The 12,645-nt window shown below is 48.0% G+C and carries 13 protein-coding genes; 1 reads left to right on the top strand and 12 read right to left on the bottom strand.

Annotated features, from left to right (window positions below; genetic code table 11):
• The 7 genes from Q0Y54_RS08200 to murB all read right to left on the bottom strand — a co-directional run.
• On the bottom strand, positions 1–99 hold a 99-nt coding region (locus Q0Y54_RS08200), incomplete at its 3' end, for an isocitrate/isopropylmalate family dehydrogenase (protein ID WP_297966199.1).
• 1 nt (position 100) lies between these two features.
• Positions 101–601 carry a 3-isopropylmalate dehydratase small subunit gene (locus Q0Y54_RS08195; protein ID WP_297966197.1) on the bottom strand — a complete coding sequence of 167 codons (501 nt, stop codon included), beginning with the start codon at positions 599–601 and terminating at the stop codon, positions 101–103.
• A 1-nt stretch (position 602) separates the two neighbouring features.
• Positions 603–1,862, bottom strand: coding sequence for a 3-isopropylmalate dehydratase large subunit (gene leuC, locus Q0Y54_RS08190; protein ID WP_297966195.1), 1,260 nt, complete (start codon positions 1,860–1,862; stop codon positions 603–605).
• Positions 1,863–1,971: 109 nt separating this feature from the next.
• Positions 1,972–2,988 (bottom strand): ketol-acid reductoisomerase, encoded by a 1,017-nt coding sequence (gene ilvC, locus Q0Y54_RS08185; RefSeq protein WP_297966193.1) that lies wholly within the window; start codon positions 2,986–2,988, stop codon positions 1,972–1,974.
• Positions 2,969–3,499 carry an acetolactate synthase small subunit gene (ilvN, locus tag Q0Y54_RS08180; protein ID WP_297966191.1) on the bottom strand — a complete coding sequence of 177 codons (531 nt, stop codon included), beginning with the start codon at positions 3,497–3,499 and terminating at the stop codon, positions 2,969–2,971. The genes ilvC and ilvN overlap by 20 nt, the downstream gene beginning before the upstream one ends.
• A 543-nt stretch (positions 3,500–4,042) precedes the next feature.
• Positions 4,043–4,507 (bottom strand): CYTH domain-containing protein, encoded by a 465-nt coding sequence (locus Q0Y54_RS08175; protein ID WP_297966189.1) that lies wholly within the window; start codon positions 4,505–4,507, stop codon positions 4,043–4,045.
• Between the two features lie 71 nt (positions 4,508–4,578).
• Positions 4,579–5,496, bottom strand: a complete 918-nt coding sequence (gene murB / locus Q0Y54_RS08170) for a UDP-N-acetylmuramate dehydrogenase (protein ID WP_297966186.1) — start codon at positions 5,494–5,496, stop codon at positions 4,579–4,581.
• Between the two features lie 213 nt (positions 5,497–5,709).
• Here murB and Q0Y54_RS08165 point away from each other — a divergent pair, with 213 nt between their 5' ends.
• The gene (locus tag Q0Y54_RS08165) at positions 5,710–7,338 is read left to right on the top strand and encodes a GDSL-type esterase/lipase family protein (protein WP_297966184.1); all 1,629 of its coding nucleotides are present in this window, start codon (positions 5,710–5,712) and stop codon (positions 7,336–7,338) included.
• 73 nt (positions 7,339–7,411) lie between these two features.
• Here the strand turns inward: Q0Y54_RS08165 and Q0Y54_RS08160 are convergent, their stop codons facing one another.
• From Q0Y54_RS08160 to Q0Y54_RS08145, 5 genes are all read right to left on the bottom strand, one after another.
• Positions 7,412–8,317 (bottom strand): serine O-acetyltransferase, encoded by a 906-nt coding sequence (locus Q0Y54_RS08160; protein ID WP_297966182.1) that lies wholly within the window; start codon positions 8,315–8,317, stop codon positions 7,412–7,414.
• A gap of 25 nt (positions 8,318–8,342) precedes the next feature.
• Positions 8,343–8,702, bottom strand: a complete 360-nt coding sequence (locus Q0Y54_RS12650) for a gamma carbonic anhydrase family protein (RefSeq protein WP_366072512.1) — start codon at positions 8,700–8,702, stop codon at positions 8,343–8,345.
• A 6-nt stretch (positions 8,703–8,708) separates the two neighbouring features.
• The gene (locus tag Q0Y54_RS12645) at positions 8,709–8,933 is read right to left on the bottom strand and encodes a hypothetical protein (protein ID WP_366072510.1); all 225 of its coding nucleotides are present in this window, start codon (positions 8,931–8,933) and stop codon (positions 8,709–8,711) included.
• A gap of 129 nt (positions 8,934–9,062) precedes the next feature.
• Positions 9,063–10,745, bottom strand: coding sequence for a phospho-sugar mutase (locus Q0Y54_RS08150; RefSeq protein ID WP_297966180.1), 1,683 nt, complete (start codon positions 10,743–10,745; stop codon positions 9,063–9,065).
• 86 nt (positions 10,746–10,831) lie between these two features.
• A partial coding sequence (locus Q0Y54_RS08145; RefSeq protein ID WP_297966178.1) for a SpoIIE family protein phosphatase occupies positions 10,832–12,645 on the bottom strand: 1,814 nt, incomplete at its 5' end.

The raw sequence follows: 12,645 nt of genomic DNA, 5'->3' as shown, positions 1-12,645 counted from the left end.
GCCGAATTTTTCTGCTGTCTTTTTTAATACCTCAACGGCTGAGTCGGTTATTTCCTTGCCAATCCCATCCCCTGGAATAACAACAATTTTTTTAGCCATATTACTTCTTCTCCTTAATGTAATTAATAAGGCCCCCGGCCTTGGCTATTTCCTGAACAAAGCCAGGCAATGGCTGGGCATGGTAGGTTTCCCCCGTGGTGAGATTTTCAATAACCCCCGTGGCGGTATCCACCCTTAACTTATCCCCATGACTGATTTTTTTCACATCATCACCGATTTCCAGCAAAGGGAGGCCGATATTTATACCATTTCTATAGAAAATACGGGCAAAATCGGCAGCAATAACCACCGGTACCCCGGCTGCCTTTATGGCCACCGGAGCATGCTCTCGGGAGGAGCCGCAACCAAAATTCTTTCCTTCCACCATTATATCACCTTCAGCCACGTTGGAGGCAAAGGGAGCCTCCTGATGCTCGTCGCTGTCCTCCATACAGTGAGCCGCCAAATCCTTGGGGTCAAAGGAGTTCAAATATCTGGCGGGAATAATCACATCAGTATCAATATTATCCCCATAACGCCATACCTTACCTTCATGTGCCATATTATTCAACCTCCTCTGGAACTGCAATTCGTCCAAGAATAGCACTGGCAGCAGCTACATAAGGACCGGCCAGATACACCTCAGAATCCACATGGCCCATACGGCCCCGGAAATTACGGTTGGTTGTAGAAACAGCCTTTTCCCCGGCAGTCATGATACCCATGTGGGCACCAAGGCACGGACCACAGGTCGGGGTGCTGACGGCACAGCCCGCTTCCACAAATATATCCACAAAGCCGGCATGAATGGCATCCATGTAAATCTGCTGGGAGCCAGGAATAATAATACAGCGTACATCCGGATGGACCTTATGCCCCTTAAATATTTCCGCAGCCTGCTGCAAATCCTCAAAGCGGCCATTGGTACAGGACCCGATTACCACCTGGTCAATTTTTATTTCCCCAATCTCAGATACAGGATGGGTATTCTCAGGCAAATGCGGGAAGGCCACCACTGGGGTCAGCTCAGACAGATTAATTTGAATCACCGTTTCGTACTGGGCATCGGCATCGGCCTCCACCGGGGTAAAGTCATAATCCACTCTCCCCTTTACATATTCCTCGGCAATCTTATCATATGGGAAGATACCATTTTTGCCCCCGGCCTCGATGGCCATATTGGCAATGGTCAGGCGGTCCGTCATGGTCAGCTCTGCCACACCCTCCCCGGCAAATTCCAGAGACTTATACAGGGCTCCATCCACCCCTATCATGCCGATAAGGGTCAATATAACATCCTTGCCGGTAATATACTTGGGCTTTTTGCCCGTCAGCTCCACCTTAATGGTTTTTGGCACCTTGAACCAGGCTTCACCGGTGGCCATGGCCACACCTAAATCAGTAGAGCCTACTCCGGTAGAAAAGGCGTTTACTGCTCCATAGGTACAGGTGTGGGAATCCGCACCAATAATACACATGCCTGGGGCCACAATACCCTTTTCCGGCAATATAACGTGCTCTATTCCAACCCTGCCTACCTCAAAATAATTCTTAATCTTGTTTTCCTTGGCAAAATCCCGTACTGTCTTTGCCAGGCCGGCTGCTTTTATATCCTTGTTTGGCGTAAAGTGGTCCGGCACCAAGGCAATTTTTGTATTATCAAATACCGGGCGGCCAATTTTGGCAAACTCCTTAATGGCTGGCGGTGCCGTAACATCATTGGCCAGTACCATATCCAGCTTGCAGGTAATCAGCTGACCTGGTACCACAGATTCCAGTCCCGCATGCCGGGCCAAAATCTTTTCGGTCATATTCATACCCATAACGTATACCCTCCTAAATCCTTTTTAAAAAACGGCTTACACCAGAAAATGGCGTAAGCCGTTCTACACATAGACTATTCTATATTAATCCGAAAAAACCTTTTTTTGATTAATCCTTGGAAAGGTCAGCCCCATCCTTCAGCCAGGACATCATGCCACGGAGCTTGGCACCTACCTCCTCAATCTGATGCTCAGCATTGAGGCGGCGCATAGCATAGAAGTTAGCCCAGCCGCCGGCCCGGTTGTCGGTGAGGAACTTGTTGGCGAAGGTACCATCCTGAATTTCCTTCAATACCTGCTCCATGGCCTTACGGCTTGGCTCACCTACAACTCTTGGACCGGATACATAATCACCGTATTCAGCTGTGTTGGAGATGGACTTGCGCATCTTGGCCATACCGCCCTCATACATCAGGTCAACGATAAGCTTCATTTCATGGAAGCACTCAAAATATGCAATCTCAGGCTGATAACCGGCAGCCACCAAGGTCTCAAAGCCATTCTTAATCAGGGAGCATACGCCACCGCAGAGTACAGCCTGCTCACCGAAGAGGTCGGTCTCAGTTTCCTCGCGGAAGGTGGTCTGAATACAGCCGGAACGGGTGCCGCCGATACCACGGGCATAAGCCAGGGCCAGCTCAAAGGCATGACCGGTAGCATCCTGCTCTACTGCAAATACATCAGGAACACCGCCACCCTCAGTGAAGGTACGACGAACCAGATGACCAGGTCCCTTAGGAGCCACCATGAATACATCCACATCCTTAGGTGGAATAATCTGCTGGAAATGAATATTAAAGCCATGAGCAAAGGCCAGAGCTGCACCGGACTTCAGGTTAGGGGCAATCTCATTCTTGTATACATCTGCCTGCTTTTCGTCCGGAATAAGGATCATGACAATATCTGCTGCCGCGGTAGCCTCACCAACTGGCAGGACCTTCAGACCCTTGCTTTCAGCAACTGCCTTGGAATGGGAACCCTCATAAAGGCCAACCACTACATTCAGGCCGCTTTCCTTCAGGTTAAGGGCATGGGCATGACCCTGGGAACCATAACCAATAATGGCAACCGTCTTGTCCTTAATTACTTCCCAATTTACATCCTGATCATAAAAGATTTTTGCCATAATACTCTCTCTCCTCACAATATTCTAATATGGTATGTTCCCCACGCTCCAGTCCGGTAAAGCCGGTCTGAATGACTTCCAAAACCTTGTAGGAGGACAGGACCCGGTTAAAGGCCTTCACCTTGTCCTCACTGCCCGTAATTTCAAAAATCAAGGTAGTGGGTTGAACATCGATGACCCGGGCTCCGAAAAGCTCGGCCATTTTTAACACATCCAATCGGTTGGTATCGTCTGCCTGAACCTTGATAAGGGTCATAATCCGGTATACCGAAGACCCCTCATTAAGTCGTTTTACCACTTCCACATCCGGCAGCTTTCCCAACTGCTTCATCACCTGGTCAATGATGCCTTCGTCACCACTGACCACCACTGTAATTCGGGAGAACTCACTTCTTTCCGTCTCCCCTACAGTCAGGCTTTCTATGTTAAACTCCCGCCTGGAAAACATACTGGCAACCCGTACCAGTACACCGGGCTGGTTTTTAACCAATACAGATAAAACATGTTTCATAAAAATCCTCCATCAAAAAAGCCCCCATTGCCATGCCGGCAACAGGGGCGAAGTATCGCGGTACCACCCTGCATTGTACTCAAATTCAATAACGCTGAAGCACGTCAACGCCTCCCTGCACCACTGCGCAGCTCGACGCCGAAGCTCATGGGTGATGTCCAAGCATCGTTTAATATCGGCTTTCAGCAACCCGACTCTCTGTAAAAAAACTGCCGCTCTTCGTCCCAATCATCGCCTGTAACAATATGGCATGTTGTATCTGCTTACTGAAGCTACAAACCTGTAAACATGTGTATATTATTACGCGATTATTTCTATTTGTCAACACATTTGGTTATTTTTTTGTAATTTTATTGTAAATTTAGAAAAAATGTATATCTTGGCTGCACATAAGTTTATACATGCCTTGGGAAATGACTACAATTACTTCTTGAATACAATGGCCTCTCCGGGCAATCAAAAAGGAGCCGATAAACTGGCCCCAATAATACAATGGCCCCTCCGGTCAATCAAAAAAGTAGCCAGCCAGCTGACTCCAACATATCACCACTTATTATATGGCCGCCTTGATAAATTTGAATTATAGTACCGGCTGTCACCGGACACCTCCTGGGCGATCCATTCCGGAAGCTCTAGGGCCTCATCTTCCGATTTTAGCTCTACCTCAGCCACCACAAGGCCCTCATTATCGCCAAAGAAAACATCAATTTCCCACAAATGTCCTAAATGCTTTTCCAAATGGCGGCACTTTTCAATAAGGGGCTTATGGCACAGCTTATCAAGAAGCTGATTGGCATCAGCCAGGGGAATTTCGTATTCCAGCTCCAGACGGGCAATACCATGGGTGCCCCCCTTAACGGTCAGATAGGCCCTGTCCCCCTTGGTCCGCACCCTGACGGTTCGTTCCTTGTCCGTGGACAGATAGCCCTGACGAATTTCTATTCCCTTATCCAGGGGCTGCCATTTATCCATATCAATAAGGAATTTGCGCTCGATTTCAATACCCATTACTGTTCTCCGATTATACTGGCTATCTGCTCTCCGATGCTGCAGAGCTGCTGGCCTTCGATAATATGGCCTTACTGCTCTCCGATTATACGCACCTCAGGATAGAGCTTAACGCCCTTTTCCTTATACACCCTGTCCTGCACCTCTTTGATGAGGTCAAGTACATCCTGGGCGGTGGCATGGCCGGAATTCACCACAAAGCCGGCGTGCTTGGTGGAAATCTGGGCACCACCTACCTGCAGGCCCTTTAGGCCGATGCTGTCAATAAGGGTACCGGCATAATATCCCTCAGGCCGCTTGAAGGTGCTTCCTGCGCTGGGCATTTCCAAGGGCTGCTTGCTTTCCCGTCGCGCCGTATAATCCTCCATCTTGGCCCGTATCGCTTCCTTGTCCCCTGGCTGCAGCTCCAGGGTTATTTCTGCAATGGCCTGACCATTGGCCTGGAACACGCTGTGGCGATAACCAAAATTAAATTCATCGGGACCATAGGTCAAAATCTTTCCGGTAGCCGTTACCGTCTTGACCTCCTTGACCACATTCTTCATTTCCCCATCATAGGCACCGGCATTCATAAATACCGCTCCCCCAAGGGAACCGGGAATACCGCAGGCAAATTCCATACCCGTAAGGCCGTTATCTGCGGCAAACTGGGAGACATGCTTAAGGTATGCACCGGCACCGGCAACGATTATGTTGCCCTCACATCGCTTATAGGACATTGGGGCATGGAATTTTATTACCGCACCTCTTATACCCTTGTCCAGCACCAGCACATTTGACCCATTTCCCAGAATGGTGAAGGGGATATCGCACTGATTCATCAGCTTGACAGTGGCCTGGAGCTGCTCCATGCTGCCGGGGAAAATAAGATAATCCGCCGGACCGCCAATATTGAAGGTGGTATGCTTGCACATGGGCTCATTTATAAAAAACTGTTCCTCAGGTAAAATCTGTTTTATTCCATTTACAAAGTCCTGATTTATTTCCATTATATCATTTCTCCATTAGTAAATTGATATTCTGTTCGCTTATCTTGAAAATATATATGATTAACCTATACTCGTTTAACTTCTATATTATACTCGTTTCCTTGACATTTGAAAAGAGCAGTTTGAGGCAGGAATTATTTGATGTAGAAAAAATTCAGTAACTGCGGTATAATTTATCTTATAAGTTAAAATTTAAATATAGGTGTGTGAATAATGCGGAAAATTATTATTGGTTTTGTTTCATTTCTTATTCTGGTATTCAGCTTCACAGCACTGTGTATATTCCTGACTGAAAAAACTGATTTATTTAATTTAAAAAAATATAAAATTGAAGCTACTTTTACGGAAGAAAATGGCAATATGGTTATGGGGTGGACTCAATATCCCTATCCCTGCTTTTATAAGGTGGATGTGTACTCCAAAACTACCGGAAAAGGGCCTGAGGGCAAGGAATACCATCACCTGAAGGAGGACTATACCTTTGAAAATACCTACAATGTGCCTACCACATCTATCCCCACCTATTATCAGGTAACGGCCTATGGTATCTTTGGTAAGCTGTCCTCAGATGAAATTTTCGTGCCAAATCCTAATTATAGAAATCCCCTTCGCCCAATCCCCATATACAAATACACTGCAGAGCATCCGGCCAGTGCCATCCCGTATCTGGTATGGCACAGTATTCCTGATGGTGTGTTATATGAGCTGGAGCTGCTTTCTGGCCCACCGGACGAAGAGAATTCTGTTACCCTGTCCAAGGCCAACCATATAACCTCCACCCAGATGGTATTTACCAACGGTATCCAGTTTGATTTGCGGCCTTACTTAAAATATCCAAAGCTTTACTGGCGGGTTCGGGCCCTTAATTTACGAAAGGAACCGATTGGGGTTTTCTCCACTGCTGAACCAATTGTGGTGGATGCCTCTTTGCCGACCCCCAACAAGCCATTGTTAAATAACTTTGACAGAATGCCAAATTTCCGTCAGCCAGTTTATCCAGCCTACCATTGGATACCCATGTACGGTGCCGACCGTTATGAGGTGGAGCTTATGGCAGAGCCTCCGGCTGAGGAAAATAATACAAAGCCGACTCCTAATCGGGCCTGGGCCCAAACTGTGGTAGGCTCCTTCAGCTGCTATGATGAATATCCCCGGATGTATTCCGGTAAATATTATTGGCGGGTACGGGCCATTAATGCCAAGGGAGAAACTATTGGGGTTTATTCAGACACCGACAGCTATGAGGTGGAAAAACGCTCCCATAGGCCGTTGGCTGCCGCCTTTGGTGACAGCATAACCCATGGTGGCGGTGCCGTTTCCTTCGCGCCCTCCAATATGGAATACAGCTATACCACCTATTTGGATTTTCCGGCCATCAACATCGGCCGCAGCGGCGATACCTCCCGCATGTCCCTGGAGCGGTTTGACAGCGATGTATTGCCCATAGATCCAGTAAATCTGTTAATCCTGACCGGCTCCAACTGCCTGAGAAATCCGTTTATTACCGCCGATATGGTTATTGCTGACCTGGAGGGTATCTATCAAAAATGTATAGACAACGACATTCGTCCTATTATGCTGACCTTACCGCCTATTAATCCACCCAATATTATGTTGGCCTTCAGAACCCCAACGGATCCAAATTGGTATGCCAAAATGACCAATATTAATAAATACATTAAGACAAAGCCCTATTATATTGATTTGGAACCCTTTTTCTACGACTCCGCCCATTCCATGATGGACTCGTCCTTTGCCAATGACGGTCTGCATCCTGATATAATGGGAAAAATGCTTATGGCAGAAATCATAAATGCCCATAAGGATTTATTAAAGCACTAGTCTCCCCCGTATTTCCGACAAAATTAAAATACCAGCCAGCAAACCTGTATCTGCTGACTGGTATTTTTTGTACCTATTTTTTATCAGGAATAATCTGTAAATCCCCTTTGCCGTTACTTACCCGCATGCCCGGTGCCACAGAGCTGGTAATAAAGCAGTTGCCGCTGATAATACAGCCGTCACCGATAGTGGTCTCTCCCCCCAGGATTGACGCATTGGAATAGATGGTAACGTCATTGCCAATGGTGGGATGACGCCGCTTTCCCCGAAGCCCCTGACCGGCCCGTGTGGAAAGTCCACCCAGGGTAACCCCCTGATAGAGCTTTACCCGGTCGCCGATAATGGTGGTTTCACCGATAACCACACCGGTACCATGGTCAATAAAGAAGTATTCGCCTATGGTGGCCCCGGGATGAATATCAACCCCGGTACGGCTATGGGCATGCTCCGTCATAATGCGGGGAATCATGGGTACCTCCAGCTTATAAAGAACATGGGCGATGCGATTAACCATAATGGCATAAAAACCTGGATAGGAAAAGATAATCTCATCAAAGCTGGTGGCCGCCGGATCCCCGTCAAAGCCGGCCTGAATATCCTTCTTTAGCAGCTGACGGATTTCCGGAAGGGAATCCACAAAAATTCCCACTATGGCCTCAGCGTGCTCCCGTCGCACCTCGTCGTTTTTGCTGCTGTACTCCGGATGCTGCTGGAGGGATACCATCACCTGATTGGTAAGGCAATTAACCACATTGGAGAGCCTGGTGCCCATTTCGTATTTCAATGAATAGGTTCCAGGGGTTTTCTCATTGGCAAAATGGGCGGGGAAAAGAATAGCCACAAGATTATCTAGAATGCCGATAATGGCATCCCGGTCCAGCTGTAAATGCTCAAACAGCTTACTGGCAGTATGGGATTCCACCACATCTGCAAATATATCCTCCGTAACCCTCTGAATCTTTTCCTCCATGATTGCCATCAATATCTCTCCAAACTACTAAAACTTACACTATCTTGGAACCGTCGTAAATCTCGCCGCCTACATCTGGTCCCAGACCATACTTCTCTGCCCACTCAGACTTATATTTTACAGCCTGGGCGTGAATGGCCTTGAAGCCATTTTCATCCAAGGTCTTCTTTACCTTGGCCGGACAACCTACCACCAGGGAATTTGGCGGAATAACGGTTCCCTTGGTTACCAATGCACCGGCACCGACAATGGAGCCACGGCCGATAACTGCACCGTCAAGAATGGTGGCCCCCATACCGATCAGGCAATAATCCTCGATGGTACAGGCATGTAAGGTAACACTGTGACCTACCGTTACATAATCCCCTACGATACAGGCATAATCATCAGCCACATGAAGTCAGCTGTTATCCTGAATATTGCTGTAGCGGCCCACCACTACCTTATTTACGTCTCCACGAAGGGTGGCATTTGGCCAAACACTGGCGTACTCCTTCAGCTCCACATCTCCTACCAGGGTAGCTGTGCTGAAGGAATAGGCCTTTGGATCAATGACCGGGTATCTTCCCTCAAACTCATAAATATAGTGCTTGGCATCCTGCTCACGAATCTTCACGTACTCCATTTTTACACCTCATTCACAAAATAATTAAATAAACGACAATCCATATCTAAATAAACCGAAAACACAAATCCCTTTAATTATAACGCCATTGCTGCGGTTTATCAAATATTATTCAAACAATGGCTTTTATTATTCAAACAATGGCTTACAAGCTGCCGACAGCTTTTCCTTTTTGGCCTGGGCCTCGGCCAAATCCTTACCAAGGGTGGTAAAGTAGGCCTTAATCTTAGGCTCTGTGCCGGAAGGTCTCACAACGATGGTGGCACCGTCCTCCAGGGTATAAATCAGCACATTGGCTGCCGGTAATCCCGTTTCCTCAGTTTTCTTGTAATCCACTGACTTGGTAACCTTCAGGCCGGCGAATTCAGCCGGAGGATTGTCACGAAGGCCCTGCATAATACCGGCCATCTTGTCCATGCCGCTGAGCCCCGGGAACTCGAAGCTGTCAATCTTGTTGTAATACCGGCCATACTTGCCATAGATTTCCTCCAGCCGCTGTTTGATGCTGGAGCCAATGCTTCTGTAATAGGCCGCCATTTCGCAGATAAGCATGGAGGCCACTACTGCATCCTTGTCCCGTACATAGGAGCCGGACAAATAGCCATAGCTTTCCTCAAAGCCAAAGATAAACCGCTCCTCCTGACCGGCTTCCTCCAAATGGAGAATTTGATCCCCAATCCACTTAAAGCCAGTCAGCACCTTACGGAGCTCCACGCCGTAATTCTTGGCTACCGCATCAGCCAGGGGCGTGGATACCAGAGACATTACGGCCACCGGATCCTTTGGCATGGTGCCCTTTTCAATGCGGCCGGCACAAATATAATCCAGGAGCAGCACGCCCATTTCATTGCCGGAAACCAACTCATAGGACCCGTCGGGACACTTCATGGCAATACCCACCCGGTCCGCATCCGGGTCAGTGGCCAGCATCAAATCAGCATCGCACTTCTCGGCCAGCTTCAAGCCGGCCTCCAGGGCCTCATAAATCTCCGGATTTGGATAGCTGCAGGTGGTAAAGTAGCCATTTGGATATTCCTGCTCCGGTACAATGGTAATATCATTGATGCCAATATCCTTCAGCACCTGGGTAACCGGTACCAGACCGGAACCGTTTAAAGGACTGTATACCAGCTTTAGGCCGCTGGTCTTGGCCAGGCCAGGACGAACCTGTCTGGACTCAATGGCATCGTAAAAGGCCTTTTTGCAGCCATCATCCACAAAGCGGATGAGACCATCCTCCACCCCCTGGGCAAAGGACATGGTCTTGGCCCCGGTGAGCACATCTGTCTTTTGAATTTCATCATAGACAATAGCCGCCGCATCATCAGTCATCTGACAGCCATCCGGGCCATAGGCCTTGTAGCCGTTATACTTGGATGGATTATGGGAGGCTGTTACCATAATACCTGCATTGCACTTGTAATATCTGGTGGCAAAGGACAGAGCCGGCACCGGCATGGCGGCATCATAAATCCGTACCTTGATGCCATTGGCGGCCAGCACTCCGGCAGCGGTTTTAGAGAATACATCACTCTTCAGCCGGGTATCAAAGCTGATGGCCACCGTCTGGCTTCCCCCCTGCTTTTTAACCCAATTGGCCAGGCCCTGGGTAGCCTGCCGTACCACATAAATATTCATGCGGTTGGTACCAGCTCCCAGCACGCCCCGAAGACCGGCTGTACCAAATTTCAGTGATACGGCAAACCGTTCCTTGATTTCCTCCTCATTATCCCCAATTTTTGCCAATTCAGGATATAAATCGCAATCCTCCAGGTCAAAATCAAGCCAACGCTTATACTCATTTTTATACATACACAACTCCTCCATTTTAAAAATATTCTTATCCTGTAAATTTCGATAATAAACCATCAAAATCCTTTATTTATCCATAAAAAATGTTAAGCTGGCCCCAAATAAGTCAGTCCCAGCATGGTAATATCATCTGACTGCTCTGCCTCTCCTGCAAAATCAGCCACCGACCGGGTAATTTCCCCCAGAAGTGCCACAGGATCATGAGCATTGGCGGATTGGTTAAGGGCGGCCAGCAATCGTTCCTCGCCATATAGCTCCTCAGCAGAATTCATGGCCTCCGTAACTCCGTCGGTGTACATAAACAGAGTGTCCCCCGGCTTCAGGATAATCCACTGGCTTTCATAGGTAATGTTCTTGCGTCCGGCCAGTACAAAATTGGCCTCCGCCTCCAAATAACGGAAATCCCCCCTGTCCTTATCGTAAACCAGTGGTGGATTGTGTCCGCCATTTACGTATTCAAACCGGCCTGTCCCTATATCCAATATACCAATAAACACCGTTACAAACATTCGGGCCGTATTGTCCGCCTTAAGCTGGTTATTGGCATGGGCCATAATTTGGGATAGGGTCATATTTGGGCCTGTAAGCAGCAGATTTTTTAATATGGTTTTGGATATGGCCATAAACATGGCGGCGCCAACGCCCTTCCCCGACACATCAGCAATGGTTACAGCCAGATGGTGCTCGTCCACCATATAGAAATCGTAGAAATCACCACCCACCTCCTTGGCAGAATGCATGGAGGCATAAATGGTAAATTCCCTATGCTCCGGGAAGGGGGGGAATTTATGAGGCAATACCCCCATTTGTATATCCTGGGCCAGGGTCAGCTCCGTGGTGATACGCTCCTTTTCGGCTGTTTCCGCCACCAGGGTATCCATGTAGCCCTCCAGCTCCTCCGTCATGATATTGAAGCAATTGGCCAGCTCCTCAATTTCATCGCCGGAACGAATTTCCACCCGCTGGGCAAAGCTGCTGTCACTGCTTGTATCACCTTCCTGCCTCAATTCACCCATAGCATGTAATGTACCAATTATGGCTCGTTTGGTGATATCACGGACCCCATCCGTCAGCTTTTGAATGGAGGCCACAAATTTTCTGGATACCCTCTGACCTACCTGAATCATACAGCAAAGGAGCAGAAGAATGGAAAAAGCCATAAATAATATAATTAAGTCTATATGACTCTCCAAATCCTCTATCTTATCAGCAGTAAGCTGTTCGATATTTTCCCTGTTTTTTTCTACCGGGGCAATTACCTCATCCTTGGCAAAGGCCGTGGCAAAGCTCCAGCCCGTGCATTCAATGGGAGCATAGGCCACAAAATATTCATCACCATCGATTTCTGCCAGCTGAATGCCCTTGTGTCCCATGGTCATTTCCTGGGCTATCCCAGCCAGGCCTTGGTTATCCGCCCTGCGGATATCCGTCTTCAAATCCACAGGTAGCTCTGCCTCCGTACCGGCTTCGTAAGCCTCAGCCTGAGAGGATAAAATAACCCTTCCCTGTCTGTCCAAGGTAAAGCAAAAGCCGTCATTGGGCAGATCGATATCTTTAATAAGAATTCGCAGATTTTCTAGGGAAATCTGCATGGAAGCCACCCCCAGCAGGGAGCCATTGTCATCATAATATGGAGTGGCACAAAACAGGCCGGGTTCATTGGAAAATGTAAACCTCCGTATATCAGTAAAAACAGTTTTCCCCTGCTCTGCCGCCTGTTGGTACCAATCGGCCTCCACGGCTTCATACACCGGCTGGGGAATATTATCCTTCTGCTCACCTGCCTCATAGGGTTCATCCACAGACAGGGTAAAATTATGGTGTGAGGTAATGAAAAAGGATTTTACCATGTCATTAACTTCCATGAGACGCACCAGGAGACTTTCAATATTGGCCATTA

It is taken from the genome of uncultured Anaerovibrio sp. (genome assembly GCF_947302755.1).
Taxonomy (GTDB): Bacteria; Bacillota; Negativicutes; order Selenomonadales; family Selenomonadaceae; genus Anaerovibrio.
The sequence above is the reverse complement of the archived record's forward strand: the minus strand, read 5'-3'. Positions and strand labels throughout refer to the sequence as shown.

Bases quoted from the DNA above. Each gene is read 5' to 3' on its own strand.
- Q0Y54_RS08195 (WP_297966197.1), bottom strand. From the start codon at position 601: ATGGCACATGAAGGTAAGGTATGGCGTTATGGGGATAATATTGATACT.
- leuC (WP_297966195.1), bottom strand. From the start codon at position 1,862: ATGGGTATGAATATGACCGAAAAGATTTTGGCCCGGCATGCGGGACTG.
- ilvC (WP_297966193.1), bottom strand. From the start codon at position 2,988: ATGGCAAAAATCTTTTATGATCAGGATGTAAATTGGGAAGTAATTAAG.
- ilvN (WP_297966191.1), bottom strand. From the start codon at position 3,499: ATGAAACATGTTTTATCTGTATTGGTTAAAAACCAGCCCGGTGTACTG.
- Q0Y54_RS08175 (WP_297966189.1), bottom strand. From the start codon at position 4,507: ATGGGTATTGAAATCGAGCGCAAATTCCTTATTGATATGGATAAATGG.
- murB (WP_297966186.1), bottom strand. From the start codon at position 5,496: ATGGAAATAAATCAGGACTTTGTAAATGGAATAAAACAGATTTTACCT.
- Q0Y54_RS08165 (WP_297966184.1), top strand. From the start codon at position 5,710: ATGCGGAAAATTATTATTGGTTTTGTTTCATTTCTTATTCTGGTATTC.
- Q0Y54_RS08160 (WP_297966182.1), bottom strand. From the start codon at position 8,317: ATGGCAATCATGGAGGAAAAGATTCAGAGGGTTACGGAGGATATATTT.
- Q0Y54_RS12645 (WP_366072510.1), bottom strand. From the start codon at position 8,933: ATGGAGTACGTGAAGATTCGTGAGCAGGATGCCAAGCACTATATTTAT.
- Q0Y54_RS08150 (WP_297966180.1), bottom strand. From the start codon at position 10,745: ATGTATAAAAATGAGTATAAGCGTTGGCTTGATTTTGACCTGGAGGAT.